Genomic DNA, 22,067 nt, shown 5'->3' with positions numbered 1-22,067 from the left:
ACAATTTCTCATTCGTCACAGATCACATTTCCCACTACACTCACGCCTTATTTTTACGCTTAATGATGGCGACTTCAACGCTACTTAAAGCGAGATTCTTTTTGGATTTAAGCCTATCCCCAAGGCTTAGATCTTGTTGGTAAGTTTTGCTGCTGTTTTCCTTAATCTCAAGGACATAACAGAGCCCTTTTATTTGAGTGTCCCCTTATGCTGCTAAGTGTGTTGTATATCATTGGTATCACGGCTGAAGCCATGACTGGTGCATTGAGTGCTGGTCGAAGAAAAATGGATTGGTTTGGTGTTATGTTGGTAGCCAGTGCAACGGCAATCGGCGGCGGTACAGTACGCGACATTTTGCTAGGTCACTACCCATTAGGTTGGGTAAAGAATCCTGAATTCTTAGCAATTACATGCGTTGCGGGTGTACTGACAACTGGCTTGGCGAAGTGGGTAATCAAGCTGAAAGGTCTGTTCATTCGTTTGGATGCGCTAGGCTTGATCGTATTTAGCATCATCGGCACCAAGGTAGCGATTGGAATGGGCTTACACCCTGGCATTTGTATGGTGTCAGCACTTGTAACTGGCGTATTTGGTGGTCTGCTACGTGATTTGATTTGTCGTCAAACGCCGCTTGTGCTGCATGAAGAGCTTTACGCCTCTGTAGCACTTATCGCATCAGGTTTGTACCTAGCGTTACTTGAGTTCAACGTACCGGACGTAACCGCGACGATTGTGACTCTGATTACTGGTTACATGTTGCGTATGGCGGCAGTACGCTTTAAATGGCGCTTGCCTTCATTCCACTTGGAAACCGAAGGGTCGATTCACTGATTCAAATAGAAACCTATTGAAAGACATGAAAAAGGCTGCTCATTGAGCAGCCTTTTGTGTTTCTATCGAGTTAAGCTTCAAACTTAAATCTTTGGAGTCTCGGTTTGTACGCCATGGTTTTGACCACGGTGGCGTAGCAAGTGATCCATAACAACAATGGCAAGCATCGCTTCTGCAATTGGCACGGCGCGGATACCCACACATGGGTCATGACGACCTTTAGTGATCAACTGAGTTGGTTCACCTTCTTTAGTGATAGTCTCACCTGGCACCGTAATGCTTGAGGTTGGCTTAAGCGCGATGTTTGCAACAATCTCTTGACCAGTAGAGATACCGCCAAGAATGCCGCCCGCGTGGTTACTACCAAAGCCTTCTGGTGAAAGCGTATCACGGTGCTCGCTGCCTTTTTGGTTTACCACATCAAAACCGTCACCGATTTCCACGCCTTTCACCGCATTGATGCTCATTAACGCGTGCGCGATGTCTGCATCCAAACGATCAAATACAGGCTCACCAAGACCAACAGGCACGTTGGTTGCCACGACCTGAATTTTAGCGCCGATAGAGTCGCCTTCTTTTTTCAGATCACGGATAAGTTGATCAAACGCTTCCACTTTGTCTGCATCTGGGCAGAAGAACGCGTTGTTTTCGATTTCATTCCAATCCACTTTATCGATTGAAACGTTACCCATTTGCGACAAGTAAGCGCGGATTTCTACACCGAACTCGTCTTTTAGGTATTTCTTAGCGATTGCACCAGCCGCCACACGCATTGCCGTTTCACGAGCAGACGAACGACCGCCACCTCGATAGTCGCGCACACCGTATTTTTGGTGGTAAGTGTAATCAGCGTGTCCTGGACGGAACTTGTCTTTGATGTCTGAGTAGTCTTTAGAACGTTGGTCTGTGTTCTCGATCATCAGACCAATTGAAGTACCTGTGGTTTTACCTTCAAAAACGCCAGAAAGAATTTTTACTTCGTCCGGTTCACGACGTTGGGTAGTGTAACGTGATGTGCCAGGACGGCGACGGTCGAGATCCGTTTGCAGATCTGCCTCAGTGATTTCCAAACCTGGAGGGCATCCGTCTACGATACATCCTAGTGCGATACCGTGACTTTCTCCGAATGTCGTTACTCGGAAATGTTGTCCGATACTGTTTCCTGCCATTACTTCCTCAAGTTCTTGTCGCCACGCTCTCCATGAGCGCAACTGCTTTTCAATTCTTCGTGGAATCATAGTGGCGGTATTACGTTTTGATGTAAAGCCCGATTTGGCGGAAAAAACAAAACAGCCGAAATTTTCCAAGCTCAGTGCGAAGCGGATAAAAAAACACCGAGCACTGGGCTCGGTGTTTTCATTGTTTATTCGAATGGTTTATTTCGACAGACTTAGTCTTTGTACAGTTTGAACTCTTCTGCACACTCAACCAATTGATCACGCGTTAGCATGAATACGCCGTGACCGCCGTTCTCGAACTCAATCCAAGTGAATGGAATTTGTGGGTACTGTTCCATCATGTGAACCATTGAGTTACCAACTTCACACACAAGAATACCGTCGTCTGTTAGGTAGTCAGGTGCGTTAGCAAGAATACGGCGAACCAGTTTTAGACCGTCAGTACCAGCAGCTAGACCTAGTTCAGGCTCGTGCGTGAACTCGTCTGGTAGGCTGTTCATGTCTTCTTCATCCACGTAAGGTGGGTTAGACACGATCAGGTTGTATTTCTCTTTTGGAAGATCGCGGAACAAGTCAGAGCGGATTGGGAACACTTGTTGCTCCATGCCGTGATCTTGTACGTTTTGCTCAGCCACTTGTAGAGCGTCTGTAGAGATGTCGATCGCGTCAACTTCTGCTTCAGGGAAAGCGTGCGCACAAGCAATCGCGATACAACCAGAACCCGTACATAGGTCCATGATGCGCGTAGGCTCTTCCACCAACCAAGGTTGGAATTCCGCTTGAATCAATTCACCAATTGGAGAACGTGGCACAAGTACACGCTCATCAACGAAGAACTCAAGACCGCAGAACCATGCTTTGTTCGTTAGGTATGCAGTTGGTGTACGCTCGTTGATGCGTTTTACTACGCGCTCAACGATACGCAGACGCTCGCTTGTCGTAAGGCGAGAGTTCAATACGTGCGGAGGCACATCAATCGGCAAGTATAATGTTGGCAGGATAAGCTGAACTGCTTCATCCCACGCATTATCAGTGCCATGACCGTAAAACAGGTTAGCGGCGTTAAAGCGGCTCACCGTCCAACGAATCATATCTTGAAGGGTATGGAGCTCCGATACCGCCTCTTCTACAAAAATCTTATCCAAAATTGCCTCCGAAAAGCGCTACAATACTGCCATAAATTGTAAAAACGAAATTGTTTACCTAATGAGCAAAAAAGACACCGAACACGATGACGATTTCGCCTTGTTTAAGGATGCAGTACAGGGCGTAAAAAAGTTGCGACAGGATACCATAATCCAGCAACCAAAAAAAAATTCTAAACAAAAAGAAATCAAACGCTCAAACCGTGAAGCGAGTGATTCTGAGTTTTACTTTTCTGATGAGTTTGTTCCACTTCTTAATGAAGAGGGACCAACTCGTTATGCGCGTGACGATGTCTCCACTTATGAAGTGAAACGTCTTCGTCGTGGCGTGTACGTGCCTGACGTCTTCTTAGACATGCACGGCATGACACAGCAAGAAGCCAAGCGAGAACTCGGTGCGATGATCGCGTACTGCGTGAAAAACGAAATCCACTGTGCGTGTGTACAACACGGCATCGGTAAGCACATTCTGAAGCAGAAAGCGCCGCTTTGGTTAGCTCAACACCCAGACGTAATGGCATTCCACCAAGCGCCTCTAGAGTTTGGCGGCGATGGTGCCCTACTGGTGCTGCTGTCTATTCCAGAAAAATAACTCACCAACTTCGAGAAGTACTTCTCGAACGAGCAAGAACGACAAAGGCAGGTTAACCCTGCCTTTTTGTTTTTCTCGAGCCATCATCCCGAGAGGTTTTGCTCTATGGCGTGATATGCCAAAGCACTTCCCCGCGTTGTGTTTGCGGATCAAATTCAATGCACACCAAGCCAGATGTCGGGAACATTGGCGGCGTCATGTCTTTCACAAATTCCGAGGTAAGGTAGCCCACCAGCGGCAAGTGCGACACAACCAAAAGAGATTCAAGCTTCTCAACTTCAATCAACGCATTAGCGAAATCAAACACTTGGTCGGATTGACCGTAAGGCGTGATGTCTTCACACGTTTCGATGCCCTTAGCCGAAAAGTGTGCGCTGATTTCTTGCCAAGTTTGCTGCGCTCGAATGTACGGGCTCACCAGTACTTTGTCGAATTGAGCAAAACCTTGCTCTTTACATGCTCGGGCAACTGCTTCCGATTCAGTTCTGCCTCTTGGGGTCAGTTGTCTTTCTGCGTCGGTGTTCGCAAAATGCTCTGCTTCACCGTGACGCAAGATAAATATTTTCATGTTATTTCCTAGGGATAGCTAACGCTACCAAAAGGTTGACTGCTATCTTTATACGGATAGCGGGCTAACTTTAATAATGTCGAAACAAAAATACTGATATAATTATCGGTTCATTATACCAATTCGCTTGCTAAAGATAGCGACTTTCTTAACAATCTATTAAAAAGAATATACTCAGTTCATCACATTCTACGATGAAGTTATGAACTCAGTGCATTCCTTCAAATAGCTCGAACCCCATAGCAATTTGCTGATGGGCTTATGCAGTACTCTTACGAATAACAAAAATGCGGCAAGCAGTATTTGTCGAAGCGCAAACTTTGCGCCTCCCCACTCGGGGATCATAATTACTGTAATGCGAAATCTGGAGACGCATCGTGCACCTAAGTCCAAACGATTCAAATCAATACCGCTACATTACATTGAGTAATGCCCTGCGCGTGTTGCTGATTCATTCCGACACGGCTCAACAGTCGGCAGCAGCCCTAGCAGTAAACGTTGGACACTTCGATGATCCGATGGATCGCCAAGGTCTGGCACACTATCTAGAACACATGCTTTTTTTGGGTACGGAAAAATACCCTAAAGTGGGCGAGTTTCAAAGTTATATTAGTCAACATGGTGGCACCAACAACGCTTGGACGGGCACCGAGCACACCTGTTTCTTCTTCGATGTCACACCAACTGCTTTTGAAACCGCGCTTGATCGCTTCAGCCAATTCTTTACTGCACCACTGTTTAACGAAGAAGCGTTAGACAAAGAACGCCAAGCGGTTGATTCCGAATACAAGCTCAAACTGAACGACGATTCTCGCCGTCTGTATCAAGTCAACAAAGAAGTCATCAACCCAGAGCACCCGTTTTCAAAATTTTCTGTCGGCAACTTAGATACACTTGGCGATCGCGATGGCAAATCCATCCGCGACGAGATAGTTGAATTTCACCACTCGCAGTATTCTGCCGATTTGATGACGCTGACTTTGTTTGGTCCGCAATCTCTTGATGAGCAGCAAGCGTGGGTAGAAACCATGTTTGCCGACATTCCAAACCACCAGCTACGCGGCAAGTCGATCGATGTGCCTATTGGCACCGAAGACAGCACAGGCATCTTGGTTCAAGTCGAGCCAATTAAAGAATTCCGTAAACTGATTCTCACGTTTCCAATGCCGGGAATGGATGCGCACTATAGCGTGAAGCCCCTCTCCTACTTTGCTCACCTGTTGGGTTATGAAGGCGAAGGCAGTCTGATGCTTCAACTCAAAGAGAAAGGCTGGATTACCTCCCTCTCAGCAGGTGGCGGTGCGAGCGGCAGCAACTACCGCGACTTCACCGTAAGTTGCACCCTGACGCCGAACGGCTTGGATCATATCGATGACATCGTTCAAGCGGTATTCCAATATCTCTCCATGATCAAACAAGATGGCATGGATGAGTGGCGCTATTTGGAAAAACAAGCGGTATTAGAGTCTGCTTTTCGCTTCCAAGAGCCATCGCGCCCAATGGACTTGGTCAGCCATTTGGTGATCAATATGCAGCACTATCAACCGGAAGATACGGTTTATGGTGACTACAAAATGGCAGGCTATGATGAAACGCTTCAACGCTCATTACTTCAATATCTTTCGGTTGAAAACGTTCGCGTTACATTGATAGCGAAAGGCTTGGAATACAACCAAACCGCAGAGTGGTACTTCACGCCTTACTCGGTAACGCCGTTCAGCGAAGAGCAGCGCCGTTTCTATCAACAAATCGACCCAAGTTGGCAATTCGTTCTCCCAGAAAAGAACCCATACATTTGCTACGAACTCGATCCAAAGCCGTTTGAAAACGGTGGCTCATTGCCGGAGTTGGTGGAAGATGTTGAAGGCTTCCGTTTATGGCATTTGCAAGACGATGAATTCCGAGTACCGAAAGGTGTCGTTTACGTCGCTATCGATAGTTCACACGCGGTAGCATCACCGAAAAACATTGTAAAAACGCGCCTATGTGTTGAGATGTTCCTCGATTCTCTAGCCAAAGAGACGTATCAAGCCGAAATCGCAGGTATGGGTTACAACATGTATGCTCACCAAGGCGGCGTCACGCTGACATTATCGGGTTTTAGCCAAAAGCTGCCTCAGCTATTGGAAATGATTCTGCATCGCTTTGCTGCACGTGAGTTTAGCCCAGCTCGCTTCGAGACAATTAAGCAGCAACTGTTACGTAATTGGCGAAATTCATCGCAAGATCGTCCAATTTCACAGCTTTTTAATGCATTAACAGGCTTACTCCAACCGAACAATCCTCCATTCGCAACATTGGTTGAAGCATTGGAAGAGATTGAAGTGGATGAGCTGTCAGTGTTCGTCGAATCGATTCTGGCTGAGCTACACGTTGAGATGTTCGTTTATGGCGATTGGCAGCGTCAGCAAGCTCATGACATGGCAAACACATTGAAAGACGCATTGCGTGTGAAAGAACAACGTTACGAAGAGGCGCTTCGCCCACTCGTCATGCTAGGTGAAAACGGCAGTTTCCAACGCGAAGTACACTGTAACCAGCAAGACTCAGCAGTAGTGATTTATCATCAATGTGAAGACATCTCGCCGCGTAATATTGCACTTTACTCGCTAGCAAATCACTTAATGTCGGCAACCTTCTTCCATGAAATCCGAACCAAACAACAGCTAGGCTACATGGTTGGCACGGGGAACATGCCGCTGAACCGCCACCCGGGCATTGTGCTTTATGTGCAGTCACCGAATGCAGCACCAGCCGAACTGGTAACCTCAATCGATGAGTTTTTAAATGCGTTCTACATGGTGCTGTTAGAGCTCAATGAATACCAATGGCACAGCAGTAAACGCGGATTGTGGAACCAAATTGCAACGCCTGACACTACATTACGCGGGCGAGCGCAGCGCCTATGGGTAGCAATTGGTAACAAAGACACCGACTTTAATCAGCGCGAAAAAGTGTTGGAAGAGCTTAAAGAGTTAACTCGCACTGACATGATTCGCTTTGTGGTCAATGAGCTTAAACCTCGTACTGCTAATCGTTTGGTAATGCATTCACAAGGCATCGCTCATGCAGACGAACCCCGTATCAATCTCGGTTTAGAAGTGGGCTCGATCGAAGAGTTTCAACTGCGTCCAAAAGACTTCGGTCTCGGGTAAATCATTGTAATTAGCACTGATACAAAAAAGGCTTGCATCACGCAAGCCTTTCTATTTTTGGCGCTAGCCATTAATCGTAGAAGTTACGACCTTCACCCGCACGAGTGAGTAAGCCATCACATGGCGCGTAACGATCACCGTATTTCGATGCAAACTCGTTCATTTTCTCAACCAGTTCTTTCAAACCGAATTGATCCATGTAACGGAATGGACCACCTAAGAATGGTGGGAAACCAATACCAAAGATCGCGCCGATATCACCATCGCGTGGAGAACGGATAATACCGTCGTCTAAACAGCGAACCGCTTCGTTTAGCATTGGCAGTACACAACGCAATGCAATGTCGTTGTCGCTCAGTTTAGATTCTGGCGTCAGGTTCAATAGCTTGTACACGGACTTATCGACTTCTTTCTTCTTACCTTTGTAGGTGTAGAAGCCTTTCCCACTCTTACGACCTTTTCGACCGTCATTCAGTAGTGTGTCGAATACGTCTGGACCTTTAAATCGTTCGCCTAATTCGTTAACCAAGATCGGCATGATCTTAGCACCGATATCAACACCGACTTCATCCAACAATGTGATAGGACCAACTGGGAAACCAAAATCAAGCAGCGCACCATCAAGTTGTTCGATTGGCTCATTTGCCAGCAAGATGTGCGCAGCTTCGTTCATGTAAGGCGCAAGAATGCGGTTTACATAGAAGCCTGCTTTATCTTTCACGACAATTGGTGTCTTGCCCTGCTTCTTCGCTAGTGCAACAACGGTAGAAATGGTCTCTTCTGACGTGGTTTCGTGAGGAATCACTTCCACCAATGGCATTTTTTCTACCGGACTGAAGTAATGCAGACCGACGATGTTTTCTGGACGCTCTGCTTTTTCTGCAATTTTGTGAATTGGTAACGAAGACGTGTTGGTCGCAAAGATGGTCTCTGGTTTTGCATTCGCTTCAATATCCGCAACCATCGTCTGTTTAAGGTCAAGATCTTCAAACACCGCTTCAATAACCACATCAATATGATTGAAGCTTGTGAAATCAACGCCCCCAGACAGTTGCAGCATTTTCGATTGCAGGCCCGCTTTAGAGATAATACGGCGCTTACGCTGCTTTTCGAACAACTTGTAGTTGTAGTTCAACGCATTAAGCACGCCATCATTGCTGACGTCTTTAATACGTACCGGCACTTTCGCCTTCGCAACAGATACATGGCTGATGCCTGCCCCCATTAGACCACCACCCAACACGCCAACTCTGTTGACAGCTGCTGGCTCGGCTTCCGCACCGTTTTCTTTCTTCATTTCAGTGGTAGCAAAGAAAATAGAGCGCAATGCTTTCGATTCCGAGCTCATCACCAATTCGCCAAAGCGCTTTGCTTCAAGCTCTTGACCTTGAGCAAAGCCTTTTTCAAGACCGTGCTGAATGACTTCGAGAATCGCAACTGTTGCTGGGTAGTTACCGCGGGTCTTCTCATTGGTTTTCTTCGCGGCTTGCTCAAACACAAACTTACGACCTAAACCACTGCCCGACATCAACTTCTCTTTTGTCGATTGCTTCTTCTTACCTTTGTTCTTCCCTTTTTCGATAAGCTGCTTAGCTACATCAAGAAGAATCGTCTCTGGTACACACGCATCAACAACGCCAAGTTTTTTCGCTTTCTTGGCACGCAGTTGTTTACCTGTAAGGATGAGGTCTAACGAAGGCAACAGACCAATCAGACGAGGAAGGCGCTGAGTACCACCAGAACCAGGCAACAAACCAAGTTGCACTTCAGGCAAACCAAGACGCGTTTTATCGGAATCGGTACACACACGGTAGTCACACGCTAACGCAAGCTCTAAACCACCGCCTAAACATGGACCGTGAATCGCAGCAACAACTGGATAAGGCAGATCAGACAGTTGCTGGAATAACTCTTGCCCCTGCTTAGCTAATGCTTCAGCTTCACTCGCCGTTGTGCACGCTTCAAGCATACGAACATCGGCACCGGCAACAAAGTTATCTGGTTTTAGGGAATGAATGATCACCCCTTTCACGCCGCTGGTGTCTTTTAGTTGAGCGAAGATCTCTTTCATCTCATCTGCAAACGCCGCTTGCAGCGTGTTCATTTTCTCATTTGGCACATCGATGGCTAGCCAAGCAATGTTCTGCTCATCAATCTTTAGACTAAATGCTTTTTGCTCGCTCATTACTCAACCTCCAAAATCATTGCTGCACCAAGACCACCTGCGGCACATGCAGTATTCAACGCAAGACCACCGCCACGACGTTTAAGCTCACGCAGCGTTTGCGTCATCATACGTGCACCAGTTGCGGCAAATGGGTGACCGTAGGCAATGGAACCGCCAAGGACGTTGAACTTATCCATATCGATTTCACCTATCGCTTTCGAGCGACCTAGGTTTTCTTGGGCAAATTTATCAGAAGCAAACATCTTTACGTTCGCCAATGCTTGGGCAGCAAAGGCTTCGTGCATATCGATAAGCGTCAGGTCTGAAAGCTCGAGACCTGTGTTCTCCAACACTTTTGCCGTCGCGTATGTTGGTCCCATTAGCATGTCCATTTCCACACCAATGGCTGAGAACGCATAACCGCGGATGTAGCCAAGTATTTCCATACCAAGCTCTTTCGCTTTGCCTTCACGCATTAGCATCACCGCCGCACCGCCATCGGTTAATGGTGTACTGTTCGCCGCTGTTACGCTGCCGTATTGACGGTCGAAAGCCGGACGCAGTTTTGCGTAGCCTTCTAATGTCGAATCATGACGAATGTTGTTATCTTCAGAGATCCATTTTTTGTAAGGTTCTGGGAAAGCCGTCATCACTTCGTCTTGGATTTTGCCGTCTTTCCAAGCTTGCGAAGCTAGAGAGTGAGAACGGTGCGCCAAAGCGTCTTGTTCTGCACGAGTAATGCCGTGTGACTTCGCCATTTGCTCAGCAGTTTGACCCATTGAAAGCCCAGTCGAGTACTCGGCTACCGCTGGCGGTACTGGCATTAAATCTTTAAAGCTGAGTTTTTTGAGAATGTTGAGCTTTTGACCCAGCGTTTTGGTTTTACTTAGCGCAAGCAAGTTCGCGGCAAGTTTCTTAGAAACACCAATTGGTAAAACAGATGAAGAGTCCGCACCACCCGCGATACCAACATCAATGCTGCCCGCCATAATGCTCTCAGCAACATTGACTGCAGCTTGGAAGCTAGTCGCACACGCGCGAGTAACACTGTAAGCGTCAGTGTGGATGTGCATTCCTGTACCAAGCACAATTTCACGTGCAATGTTTGGCGCTTCTGGCATTTGAACTACTTGTCCAAATACCACTTGTTCGATGAGTTTCGGATCGATGTCTGTGCGAGCAAGCATTTCGCTCACTACCATTTTGCCTAAATCGACCGCTGGCACCTGGCTGAACTCAGTGCTTTGACGAGCAAAGGGGGTTCGTAGCCCTGCGACAATAGCAACACGTTCACCGTGGCGTGTTTTCACTTCCTGCTTGCCCATTGTTTCTCCTTAAATACAAGAGGTCTGACCTGATGCATTGTAATCAGTTTGTTAAATTTATCAAACATGCGTTTAAATAAACGTGAAGCGAGTAGATCTATTGCTCTAGTTCGTTGATTCTTAGGCGATTAAGAATGATTAACTATAGTGAGTTAAAATGAAGAGAAGTGTGCGGAAGGTAAAATTGAAGCAAAAAAAAACCACACAAAACTGTGTGGTCGGAATATCTATAAAACAATTAACATACGCCAATTGTAAAATTAATCAGTTTCCTGATTAGGAGAAAGTAAAGTCAGCCTTCAAAAGGAAGTGTCATCTTGCTCAACATGTTAGTCGTCAATGACTAACTAGATGACAAGATGTACTATAGCCCCTTCACTGCATCAGATTTTGAAATAGATCAATTTTATGGTGATTTTATAGTTTCTGAACGTATCAAAGTACGAAAGAGTCTTGATCACTCTAAAATAGTTGCATGAAAACGCTTATTAAAACTATATAGAATAATTTATCATCACTTCAAATAAGTGCTTGATCATTGAAGAAGTATATTGTGCTGCTGCGACACTACATCTCGATGTAGTCGGATCGTTCATAAATACAATCGGTATATATGACCTCACAGAGCAAGATGGAGGCTCCTGTGGCAATATTTAAAATGTTTGGAAAGAAAAATTCCAACAGTCCGGTCAACTCTGATATGGACAGACAAAGAAAATACGAAGCTCTTGTTCGGGGCTATCACAGAGACTTGTATCGCTACGCTTACTGGTTATGCAAAGACAAGGCGATTGCAGAAGATTTGGTTCAAGAAACCTGTTTGCGCGCATGGAAGTCACTGGATAGTCTTCAAGATGAAAAGGCAGCAAAATCTTGGCTTATTACTATATTGAGACGAGAAAACGCGCGCCGCTTCGAGCGTAAACAATTTGATTTGGTTGATATCGATGACTACGGCAATGATGCTAAAGTTAGCGATGACCCACATCATCAGCAGGAATGGCTACAAGCTCAGATAATGAAGCTTGACGTCGAATACCGTGAGCCTTTGTTTCTTCAAGTTGTTGGTGGTTTCAGTGGAGAAGAAATCGGCAGCATTCTTGATCTAAACAAGAACACGGTAATGACGCGCCTTTTCCGCGCCCGTAATCAATTAAAAGAGATGTTGGATTCTCAAGATACTCAGAGAGGACAAAAAAATGGATGATTTAGAATTTCGTCGTCGTATTTTGTCGGATCCAAAACAGAAGGATGAAGAGATTCTTCAAGCTTTAGCTGAGAACGACGCTAACAGTAAGTTTGTTGATGACGTTTTGGATCTCGACCTTAAAATCAAGCAAGCCATGAATGTGGATGTGCCTGAAGATCTAGCCGACAAAATTCTGTTTAATCAAACGTCGAATGCGCTTGATAACGATAATGTGGTTAGACCGAACTTTGCTCGCAAAGCAATGGCGTTGGCTGCATCGGTTGCTTTTACTGCTGGTTTATTGGTAGGTCAAATCAACTGGGGGAACGTTATTGTCTCTCCAGCTCAAGCGAGCCTAGCAGATACCGCAATGAAACACGTGGTGGCGGAAGAGTCATTTGTACGCAACCTCGATGAGGATGTTTCAAGCAAGCAAGTAAACGCGAAAATGATGCCGTTCCATTATCAACTTAACGGTAGCTTTCCGTACCATGTTTACTACTTAAACCATTGCGGCTTTGGTGAGTCAAACGCCCTTCATATGGTTTTTCAAGGTAAAGAAGGCAAAGTAACCATGTTTGTTACTGACGTGAAGAGCGACCAGAAAGTCGATTTTGATAAAGATGGTATGAGCGGTGTTGTGAAGCCTGTGGGTAAAGCCAGCATGATTCTTGTTGGTAACAGCGGTGAAGACATCGATGCGATTGCAGCAAAACTTGCTCCAATGATGGAGCCGATGTAATAACTTCAGCGAAACGACACTACTAGCTACTAAAAAGCCGCTAAATTTCGAAATTTAGCGGCTTTTTGTTTATGAATAATACAAAAAGCATTCACGCTAACTATTGAGTTTAGAGTCAAAACTCTAAATTATGCACTTTAGATGCAATTTCCCGACATTTAGACATCATTTCTGCAATTTTTATTCAAATTTATCCAATGGTCGGATTTGTATGGTCCACTCTTAATACTACTATCTGCGCCACTGAGCAAAAGCTCAACTTATCGTCCAAAGAGACGAAACTAATAAGGAATAAAAAATGACTCAGAATACGCGTCTGTTTAAAAAGACTCTCCTAGCAGTGACGGTTGCAATGGCATCTGGTCAAGCAATGGCGGCTGGTTTCCAGCTAAACGCACAATCAGCGACTGGTATCGGTCGTGCATTCGCCGGTGATGCGGTAATTGCAGATAACGCTTCTGTAATGGCTCGCAACCCTGCGGCAATGGCTCTATTTGACAAAATGGAACTGTCAGTAGGCTTTGAAAGCATCACTTCGATGATTGAAGTTAAAGATGCAAAATACTGTGGTGTTCAATGCCAAGCAACAAACGGCTTGGTTAAACCAACAGATTCAAATTATGACGATGCTGGCGATACTTCTATTGCACCAAATATCCACCTTATCGTGCCAGTTAACGACAAGTTTGCATGGGGTGTAAACGCATACTCTAACTTTGGTACTAAAACAGAATTCGGTGATAGTTTTGTTGCAAAAGAATACGGCGGTCTTACCGACGTTAAAAGTGCAAACTTCGGCGTTGCGGGTTCTTACCGCCTAAACGATCAATGGAGCTTTGGTGCTGGTCTGGACCTAATCTATGGTGAAGGTACGATGAAGCGTGAACATGGCATGCTTGGTACACTTGTAGACGTAGATAAAGCTGATGGTTGGGCTGTAGGCTTCAACCTAGGCACTGTGTATGAATTAGATGAGAACAACCGTTTTGGTTTGTCTTACCGCTACAGCCCAGAAATGGAAGCAGAAGACGACAAAGGTCAGAAGATCACATTGCCTCTACCAGATATGGCTGAGTTCTCAGGTTTCCACAAAATCACCGACACTAAGTTTGCAGTTCACTACTCTATCCAATACATTGGTTGGAGCGACTTTGACCAAATTGAGTTCCGCAACCTTAAAGGTTCTCCACTTGGCTCAAGCTACGACAAGCAGTATGCATGGCAAGATGGCTGGCACTACTCAATCGGTGGTACTTACTACCTAAACAATAGCTGGACACTTCGTACTGGTTACATGTACGACACAAGTGCTCAAGATTCACTAACTTCAGTATCAGTACCTGACTCAGACCGTCAATGGTTCTCTGCAGGTTTCACATACCATATCGATAGCAAGTCTAACGTCGACTTCGGCTTTACTTACTTGATGGGTAAAGATGTGAAAGTCAATGAGTCAACACCAAATCCAAAGTACGATCCAAGCAACCCTCTAAGTCCTGCAAATATTTCATCATTGTCAGCGACAACGCATGCAGATGCTATCCTATTCGGCTTACAATACAGCCGCAGCTTCTAAGCATCACGTAGCAAGCTAATATAAACACTCTCTATATAAAAGGCTGGAATTCCAGCCTTTTTTCTTATCTATCGTTTTACATTCACCCAATTTGGGCGCACACGTGTAATCAAAATTCACGATTATGACTCACAAGTGTTCGCTGAGTTTTTTTCACACTGCCATTACAGTTAGTTAGATCTTCTGTATAGATTGAAATATATAGATAATTTACCTGAAAACACTGTTTTATTGGCTTTTCATTTTTAAAGTAATAACTCTAGACGTAAACTTTCGCCCCACGTTATAAATAACTCAGCGAACATTACAATGAAAACCAACAAGACTCTCCTATCAACAGCAGTGGCATTCGGTCTACTTAGTACTTCAGGCGTTGCAAACGCAGCAGGTTTCCAACTTGCAGAATACTCTGCGACTGGTCTAGGTCGTGCATACGCTGGTGAAGCGGCAATGGCTGATAACGCAAGTGCACAATGGCGTAACCCAGCTATGCTAACTTACCTAGAAGGCACACAAGTGTCTGTTGGCGCTATCTATGTAAACCCAAACATCGATGTTGATGGCACGTCGACTTACGTGAATGGTCCAAACGCTGCAAACTCTCATGACTTTGCACACGATGCTGTCATTCCGAACTTCTACTTTTCTCACCAATACAATGACAAATTTGCTATTGGCTTTGCCCTTGGCACTAACTACGGTATGGAAACGGACCTAGGTAAAGATTTTGCCGCAGCTAACTTTGGTAACGAAGCTAGCGTATTCTCAATGGAAGCGAACCTAAATGCAGCATACAAGCTAAACGAAAAGCTTAGTGTTGGTGGCGGTATCCGCTATGTCATGGCAGATGGCAGCTTCGGCGCAGTTATGCCACCACAGATGGGTGACAAGCTAGCAGGAACCACTCTTAAATACATGGAAGGTGACGATACGGCATGGGGCTGGCAAGTAGGCACTGCATGGCAAATCAACGCTAATAACCGTATTGGTTTTGCTTACAAATCTGAAGTAGATCTAACACTAGAAGGTTATGCAAAAGGTCTTGGTTTCAACCCAGCAGATCCAAATGCTCATAAAAATGGCTCGATGGACCTAGCTCTGCCAGCAACAGCGGAACTAGCAAGCTACCATCAGTTAAATGAACAATTAGCGATTCATGCGAGCATCAACTGGACTAATTGGAGTAGTTTTAAAGAGCTAGTAGCCGACTTCCCAGGTGAAGCATCAAATTTGATCAAAGAAGAAAACTGGGAAGATAACTACCGCTTCGCTGTAGGTACTACTTACAAACTTGACCAAAAATGGACGCTACGCTCAGGTGTTGCATACGACACTTCTGCTGTGAGTGACGAAAACCGTACAGCTACTATCCCTGAAACGGATCGTCTATGGTTAAGTATTGGTGCTGGTTACGAATGGTCTAAGAATCTAACACTAGACGCTGGCTTTACCTATATTTTTGCGAAAGATGCTTCAATGTATGAAGGTCGCACTGATGGTATGCCACCAATGAAAGATCCTGCTACATTTGGTGGAGAATTCTCTGGTGAAGTAACAGGTAACGTATGGCTAATCGGTGTTCAAGCGAACTACAAGTTCTAATCTGAACGCTATTTATCGATAAAAGAAAGTTACCGATAAAAAGAAAGGCTTGGTTTTCACCAAGCCTTTTTGTTTTTCTGTATAAAGCGATTAAAAGTCTTCTTCTAAATACTCGTCTAAGTACGCTTCTTCTTCCGCATCTACTTCATCAGTCGTACTGATTTCTGCTTTAAAGTTTTGACGTTGAATGTAAACGTCACGAGTTAATACATATGGATCAGGCGATGCTTCAAGCTGTGCTTCTTGTGGTACTAACAGAGCACGTTTTTCCATACCTTCCAGCGCCCATTTACCTAAGCCTGCCCAGAAGTTTAGGTATGAAAGTGGCAAGTACATACCATCCACAGTGTCTGTCACTTCACGCAATGTATATGGACCGTAGCCCGGTACCATAAAATATGGACCGTTACCTACACCATAGTGACCAACCACACTACTAAACTCTTTGTTGTCGTACTTGGTGATACCAGCAGCCGTTGCAACGTCAAACAGACCTAAGATACCGAATGTCGAGTTAATCCAGAAGCGGTTAAAGTGATCAACGGCTTTAGTGCCATTTCCCATAACTAGGTTATTCACCACACTCGCAGGTTCGTCTAAGTTAGCTAGGAAGTTAGCAATACCAGAGCGAATTGGCACAGGCGTGTAATCAACATACGCAAGAGACACTGGGCGAACTAAATACGGGTCAAGATAATCGTAGTTCAGTTCCCACATTGTGCGGTTGAAACTTTCCAATGGGTCATAAACATCAGAAGTTGTTTGATTAGTTTCGTTTTCTTCTGTTACCGCTTCCTCGGGTGCAGTTGAACAGCCAACCAGTCCAACAGCGAACAGCAACAAGAAGATGGATTTACCCTTGTTATACATTCTACGTTCCATAACGACGATTAATACCCCTAAATGACCTGTGTTTTACGTACGTTTAGTACTTTGGAAAAAGTCATTTGGGTATATAAGTAAAGGCCAGCATGTGCTGGCCTTTATTATTCTACTCGATAGTTGGTAGTCATACCACAAAACCGTCCTAACAATCCTTAAGTGTCAATTATTAGAGACGTTCATGAATTATTGATACTGTTTATCGATCATCACTTCTACTAGCTGACCAAAATCAACGACTTGGCTTTCACCATGCCAATCTTGGTCACGAGTTGCAACGTTACCATCCGAGTCAACACGAACGCGAACCATCAACTTATCTAAAGAAGATAGCTTCTGACCGTCCATCATCGCATTACCATCATCCAGTACGACTGTACGAGGGAACGTACCTAATGGGTAGCGAGCTGCCGCGACAGGCATCGGAGAACCATCTGCGCGATGTACTGACACAATCAATACCGCATTTGGATCAAGTTGAGCTTCTGGAGCTACGTTAATAGTCACTGCCACACTCTTGTCTGGAGAAACCGCTTCACCCATTTGCTTACGTGCACTTTCGATACTGCGACCTAGCATTTCATAGCGGCTGTCTTCAGGACCGATCATTTGCTGCATGATACCCCAATACTTAATCGCTGCTGGGAAATCTTGGCGCTCAAATGCATCAAACGCAAGTAGAGAGAAGACACGTAGGTCAACGTAATCTTGTTGCATCAGTTTACCAAGCAGAGAACGAGCCGTTGCTTGATCCATCTCGTCTTGGGAAAGCATCAGAGCTTGTGCGTAACCAAGTTGAACATCTGGATCTTTTGGTTCTAGCTTGTACGCTTTTTCCATTGCATCAATGGAAGTCGTCACATCTCGGTTCGCCAAAGCAATACGACCTAATAACAACCAACCGGTTGAGTCTTCAGGTTGGTAATGCAGGCGTGTGCGCAGAGCCAAAGAGAGATCAGCCATTTCATCATCACTGAGTGGCTCAGATGCTGCAGACATTAGCTTTTTAGAAAGTTCAGGAAGGTTATCGTTTACTTCCTGCCACTTCACAACGTCTTGAGATGCGCCAAACTTGTAGTAAAGACCGTAGCTCAATACCACTGTCAATATCACTGATGGGATCAAAACAGCAATCGGAGAAACATGTGTTTCCTTTTGCTTTTTATCACCAGGGATATCGTCCAGAAGAGATTGCTTCAGATCGGAAATCAAATCATCTTGGCTCTCGACTAGACCTTCGTCTGTTTCTTCAGCAAGCTCAGATAGGCGGTCTTTATAGAACGCTTTGTTAAGCTCATCACGTAACACTTCATCGTTGTTGGCTTTTTGCTTAAGCAGCGGCAGAGCAACTAAGACACAAGCTATCAGCGTAAGAACAACGGTAGAAACCCAAAATAGTGTCATTACTTCTTATCTCCGTTGTTCTCTTCATCAAGCAATGATTTGAGACGCGCTTCTTTTTCTTCGTCCCATTGTTCGTTACTTGCTTGAACTGCTTTTGCTTTTGATTTACGGCTACGCAGCACGATTAAACCAAAGCCACCTAATACCACTGCTAGTGGACCTAGCCACAGAATTGCAGTCGCAAAAGTAAACGGAGGATTGTACGTTACGAAGTTGCCGTAACGAGCAATCATGTAGTCCACGATCTCATCTTTCGACTTACCTTCTTTGGTCATTTCGTACACCTTATGGCGTAAGTCTTGAGCCAATTCTGCATTCGAATCAGAGATGGTGTTGTTCTGACATTTAGGACAACGAAGAGTATGACCAAGCTCTTTGAACTGCTGTTCTTGTTCTAGATTGTCAAACTCATACACTTCAATCGCTGCATGAGCAGCAAGAGAAAATGTCATCGCAGCAAAAGCCGCTAAGAAAAACTTTCTCATTGCTTCGCCTCCTCAACCAACTTGGTGTACAGCGGCTCCAACGTTTCCGCCCAGTTGCGAGGGTTTACATCACCAACATGACGGTAACGGATCACACCGTTTGCATCGATGATAAATGTCTCTGGTGCACCGTACACACCAAGGTCTAGACCTAGCATGCCGCTACCATCAAACAAGCTGATCAGGTATGGGTTACCCAAATCGTTCAGCCAACCTACCGCTTTATTGCGATCATCTTTGTAGTTCATGCCGATGATCTTCACACCTTTCCCTGCAAGCTCATTGAGGTACTTATGTTCAGCGTAACAAGTCGGACACCAAGTCGCCCAAACGTTAAGCAACAGTGGTTCGCCTTTAAAGATCGACTGATCGTACTGTTTACCAGGTTCAGCTAAATCCTCTAGATGGAACTCAGGTACTGGCTTACCAACCAGTACTGACTCAAGTTTTGTTGGATCGTCACCCTCTTGGTTTCGAACCAACTGAGTTGCGAAGATACCCGCCAATACCATGAAAGCTACCAACGGGATAAATAAGACTTTCTTATTCATTTATTTTGCCTCCTGCTCCGCTAGCTTTGACTTATCGCCTTTCTTAGCCGTTTTGCGGAAGCGGTAACGTCTATCAGAGATAGCAAGAGCACCACCCAAAGACATGATCAATGAACCAGCCCAGATCCAACGAACGAATGGTTTGTAGTAAATACGAACCGCCCAAGAACGGTTATCTTCTAGACGCTCACCCATCGCAATATATAGGTCGCGAGTGATACCGCGGTCGATTGCCGCTTCAGTCATCATCGACTTCGCCGTACGGTAGAAACGTTTTTCAGCGTGCAACGTGTTCACATACTTACCATCATTCGTGATTTCAAAGTCCGCGATGTAACCATCGTAGTTTGGACCATCTTTGTCACGTAGACCTGAGAAGTAGAAATCATAGCCGTAAATCTTGAAGTGCTCACCCGGAGCCAAACGCACGTCACGTTCGATACTGTAGTTTTGCACCATCGTAATACCAATCACAGTAACGGCTAGACCAATGTGACCAAGCATCATTGCCCAGTGGCTACGTTGAAGTTTACGAACACCTTCGCCGAAGCTGTGACGGTGAGTAGCACGCTCGTACAGTTCAAAGCCATGCATTGCAATGATCCAGATTGCCATTACCCAACCGATGTAAGCCATCGCTGAGAAGAAATCGGCGAACAGGAATACACACACAGCACCTAGTGCGAAAGCAAGCACACCAGAAACAATCATTGGCTTAATAAGCTTAGATAGATTGTCGCGCTTCCAACGAATCATAGGACCAATACCTAGTAGGAAGGCGAACGGCATCATCAACCACGCAAACAGCATGTCGAAGAATGGTGCACCGATAGATACTGAACCAAGACCAATTTGTTTGTGAACCAACGGCAACAAGGTACCAACCAATACTACGACTAGCGCAGCAATCAGAAGCACGTTGTTAGCAAGTAGCGCGTTCTCACGCGACACCAAATCGAAATTACCACGTACGCGAACCGCTGCCCCTTTCACTGCGAATAGCAGGAGTGAGCCGCCGATAACAAAGACTAGGAAACCTAGGATAAACATACCGCGTGATGGATCAGACGCGAACGCGTGTACCGATACCAAAATACCGGAACGCACTAAGAAGGTACCTAACAAACTCAAAGAGAACGCAGAGATAGCAAGAAGTACCGTCCACGCTTTAAATGTACCGCGTTTTTCGGTTACCGCTAGAGAGTGCATCAGCGCTGTACCCGCTAGCCAAGGCATGAATGATGCGTTTTCTACTGGATCCCAGAACCACCAGCCACCCCAGCCAAGTTCGTAATATGCCCACCAAGAACCTAGTGCGATACCTAGTGTTAGGAATACCCAAGCTGCCGTAGTCCAAGGACGAGACCAACGAGCCCAAGCCGTATCAAGACGACCAGTCATCAAAGACGCAATCGCGAACGAGAAGGCAACCGAGAAGCCTACGTACCCCATGTAAAGCATAGGTGGGTGAACAATCAAACCCGGGTCTTGAAGAAGCGGGTTCAAGTCACGACCATCTACCGGGAAGAACGGCAAAGTGCGTAGGAACGGGTTCGAAGTCAGGATGATAAATAGTAGGAAGCCCACTGAGATCATGCCCATTACCGCAAGTACACGCGCAACGGATTCTTGTGGCATACCACGGCTGAAAGTAGCGACCGCGACTGTCCACGCAGCTTGGATAAGTACCCAAAGCAGTAGTGAGCCTTCGTGCGCGCCCCAAACAGCCGTTAAGCGGTAGTACCAAGGCAGTTGGCTATTTGAGTTACTTGCAACGTATTGGAGCGTAAAGTCGTTGGTGTAGAATCCCCAACATAAAATCGCAAATGAGAAAAACAGCATGACGAACATCGACCATGAAAGTGGTCGTGCTGTGTTCATCAGCATAGTGTTGTTATTTGATGCGCCCCATAACGGCAATATGCTTAGCAACAATGCCATTGCTAGCGAAAGTATGAGGGCAAAGTGACCGATTTCAGCAATCATTGGCCGCTTCCTTGTTTCTGTTCTGATGTGTACTGCAGAGGCTCGTGAGTCTTCTTCATTGCTTCTGCAATTTCAGGTGGCATGTACTCTTCATCGTGTTTTGCCAACACTTCAAAAGCTTTTACGGTTGTTGCGTCTTCAAGAACACCTTGAGCAACAATACCCTGACCTTCGCGGAACAAATCAGGAAGAATACCTTCGTACACGATCGTCACTTTAGGGCCCACGTCGTGCAGATCAAAGCTCACTTTTAGTGACTCTGGGTCACGGCGAACTGAGCCTACAACCACCATGCCGCCGATACGCAAACGCTGACCAACTTCTGGTTTAGTACCGTCAGGTTTACCATTTACCAATTCCGTCGGCGTGTAGAATAGATCCATATTTTGGTTCAACGCATAAAGCATCAAACCAATGGTTGCACTAATACCGATAAAGATCGCCAGAACGATGCCTAGCCTCTTTTTACGTCTCGGGTTCATAACGTGTTCTCCATATTCTTCGCCGCGTCGACTCGCGCTTGACGATCAATTTTCGCTTTCACTTCTTTTAACAACGCATCCCCACGGCGGATACTCGAAATTAAAAGAATGATCATAGATAAGAAAGTAATACCAAACGCGCTCCATACGTAACCTGCGTAGCCACCCATGGCAAAGAGTTCGCTCAGAGATTCAAAATGCATATTC

At 45.5% G+C, this 22,067-nt stretch carries 19 protein-coding genes; 7 read left to right on the top strand and 12 right to left on the bottom strand.

Annotation, left to right across the window (positions count from 1 at the left end; translation table 11 throughout):
* The first annotated feature begins 207 nt into the window (after window positions 1-207).
* Entirely contained in the window at window positions 208-831 is a 624-nt protein-coding gene (locus AACR11_RS14105; RefSeq protein WP_005433103.1) for a trimeric intracellular cation channel family protein, read from the top strand.
* 83 nt (window positions 832-914) lie between these two features.
* On the opposite strand, the gene aroC is transcribed toward AACR11_RS14105, so the two are convergent.
* On the bottom strand, window positions 915-2,000 hold the full coding sequence (gene aroC / locus AACR11_RS14100; RefSeq protein WP_029790288.1) for a chorismate synthase: 1,086 nt from the start codon (window positions 1,998-2,000) through the stop codon (window positions 915-917).
* Between the two features lie 221 nt (window positions 2,001-2,221).
* Complete coding sequence (gene prmB, locus AACR11_RS14095; RefSeq protein ID WP_005433096.1) at window positions 2,222-3,154, bottom strand: 50S ribosomal protein L3 N(5)-glutamine methyltransferase; 933 nt, start codon at window positions 3,152-3,154, stop codon at window positions 2,222-2,224.
* 61 nt (window positions 3,155-3,215) lie between these two features.
* Between prmB and smrB the strand changes: the two genes are divergently transcribed.
* The gene (gene smrB, locus AACR11_RS14090) at window positions 3,216-3,746 is read left to right on the top strand and encodes an endonuclease SmrB (protein WP_017817810.1); all 531 of its coding nucleotides are present in this window, start codon (window positions 3,216-3,218) and stop codon (window positions 3,744-3,746) included.
* A gap of 103 nt (window positions 3,747-3,849) precedes the next feature.
* Here smrB and sixA read toward each other — a convergent pair whose 3' ends face one another.
* The gene (sixA, locus tag AACR11_RS14085) at window positions 3,850-4,314 is read right to left on the bottom strand and encodes a phosphohistidine phosphatase SixA (RefSeq protein ID WP_029790287.1); all 465 of its coding nucleotides are present in this window, start codon (window positions 4,312-4,314) and stop codon (window positions 3,850-3,852) included.
* 377 nt (window positions 4,315-4,691) lie between these two features.
* On the opposite strand from sixA, the gene AACR11_RS14080 reads away from it, so the two are divergent.
* Window positions 4,692-7,469: an insulinase family protein gene (locus AACR11_RS14080; protein WP_029790286.1), complete on the top strand. Its 2,778-nt coding sequence runs from the start codon at window positions 4,692-4,694 to the stop codon at window positions 7,467-7,469.
* A gap of 70 nt (window positions 7,470-7,539) precedes the next feature.
* Here the strand turns inward: AACR11_RS14080 and fadJ are convergent, their stop codons facing one another.
* Both fadJ and fadI read right to left on the bottom strand, forming a co-directional pair.
* A complete protein-coding gene (gene fadJ / locus AACR11_RS14075; RefSeq protein WP_029790285.1) occupies window positions 7,540-9,654 on the bottom strand; it encodes a fatty acid oxidation complex subunit alpha FadJ in 2,115 nt (704 codons plus the stop codon).
* Entirely contained in the window at window positions 9,654-10,961 is a 1,308-nt protein-coding gene (gene fadI / locus AACR11_RS14070; protein ID WP_005433092.1) for an acetyl-CoA C-acyltransferase FadI, read from the bottom strand. The genes fadJ and fadI overlap by 1 nt, the downstream gene beginning before the upstream one ends.
* Before the next feature lie 631 nt (window positions 10,962-11,592).
* Here fadI and AACR11_RS14065 point away from each other — a divergent pair.
* The 4 genes from AACR11_RS14065 (at window position 11,593) to AACR11_RS14050 (ending at window position 16,070) form a co-directional block, all read left to right on the top strand.
* On the top strand, window positions 11,593-12,168 hold the full coding sequence (locus tag AACR11_RS14065) for a sigma-70 family RNA polymerase sigma factor (protein WP_026000239.1): 576 nt from the start codon (window positions 11,593-11,595) through the stop codon (window positions 12,166-12,168).
* Window positions 12,161-12,892 carry a DUF3379 domain-containing protein gene (locus tag AACR11_RS14060; protein ID WP_005447994.1) on the top strand — a complete coding sequence of 244 codons (732 nt, stop codon included), beginning with the start codon at window positions 12,161-12,163 and terminating at the stop codon, window positions 12,890-12,892. Before AACR11_RS14065 ends, AACR11_RS14060 begins: the two co-directional genes overlap by 8 nt.
* A 298-nt stretch (window positions 12,893-13,190) precedes the next feature.
* Entirely contained in the window at window positions 13,191-14,468 is a 1,278-nt protein-coding gene (locus AACR11_RS14055; RefSeq protein WP_029790284.1) for an outer membrane protein transport protein, read from the top strand.
* Between the two features lie 309 nt (window positions 14,469-14,777).
* On the top strand, window positions 14,778-16,070 hold the full coding sequence (locus AACR11_RS14050) for an outer membrane protein transport protein (protein ID WP_029790283.1): 1,293 nt from the start codon (window positions 14,778-14,780) through the stop codon (window positions 16,068-16,070).
* Between the two features lie 90 nt (window positions 16,071-16,160).
* Here the strand turns inward: AACR11_RS14050 and AACR11_RS14045 are convergent, their stop codons facing one another.
* The 7 genes from AACR11_RS14045 to ccmD all read right to left on the bottom strand — a co-directional run bounded on the left by AACR11_RS14045 (window position 16,161) and on the right by ccmD (window position 22,063).
* Window positions 16,161-16,940, bottom strand: coding sequence for an MlaA family lipoprotein (locus tag AACR11_RS14045; RefSeq protein WP_009698566.1), 780 nt, complete (start codon window positions 16,938-16,940; stop codon window positions 16,161-16,163).
* A 198-nt stretch (window positions 16,941-17,138) separates the two neighbouring features.
* Window positions 17,139-18,356, bottom strand: a complete 1,218-nt coding sequence (ccmI, locus tag AACR11_RS14040; RefSeq protein WP_029790282.1) for a c-type cytochrome biogenesis protein CcmI — start codon at window positions 18,354-18,356, stop codon at window positions 17,139-17,141.
* Window positions 18,356-18,841, bottom strand: a complete 486-nt coding sequence (locus AACR11_RS14035; RefSeq protein WP_005447981.1) for a cytochrome c-type biogenesis protein — start codon at window positions 18,839-18,841, stop codon at window positions 18,356-18,358. Before AACR11_RS14035 ends, ccmI begins: the two co-directional genes overlap by 1 nt.
* Window positions 18,838-19,392, bottom strand: coding sequence for a DsbE family thiol:disulfide interchange protein (locus AACR11_RS14030; protein ID WP_005447979.1), 555 nt, complete (start codon window positions 19,390-19,392; stop codon window positions 18,838-18,840). The genes AACR11_RS14035 and AACR11_RS14030 overlap by 4 nt, the downstream gene beginning before the upstream one ends.
* Window positions 19,393-21,378 carry a heme lyase CcmF/NrfE family subunit gene (locus tag AACR11_RS14025; RefSeq protein ID WP_079324800.1) on the bottom strand — a complete coding sequence of 662 codons (1,986 nt, stop codon included), beginning with the start codon at window positions 21,376-21,378 and terminating at the stop codon, window positions 19,393-19,395.
* A complete protein-coding gene (gene ccmE, locus AACR11_RS14020; protein ID WP_005447975.1) occupies window positions 21,375-21,860 on the bottom strand; it encodes a cytochrome c maturation protein CcmE in 486 nt (161 codons plus the stop codon). The genes AACR11_RS14025 and ccmE overlap by 4 nt, the downstream gene beginning before the upstream one ends.
* Window positions 21,857-22,063 (bottom strand): heme exporter protein CcmD, encoded by a 207-nt coding sequence (gene ccmD / locus AACR11_RS14015; RefSeq protein WP_005447974.1) that lies wholly within the window; start codon window positions 22,061-22,063, stop codon window positions 21,857-21,859. The genes ccmE and ccmD overlap by 4 nt, the downstream gene beginning before the upstream one ends.
* Window positions 22,064-22,067: the final 4 nt, after the last annotated feature.

The sequence above is a fragment of the Vibrio sp. L85 genome, from assembly GCF_963871815.1.
GTDB lineage: Bacteria > Pseudomonadota > Gammaproteobacteria > Enterobacterales > Vibrionaceae > Vibrio > Vibrio harveyi.
This window is presented reverse-complemented; position numbering and strand designations above follow the sequence as displayed.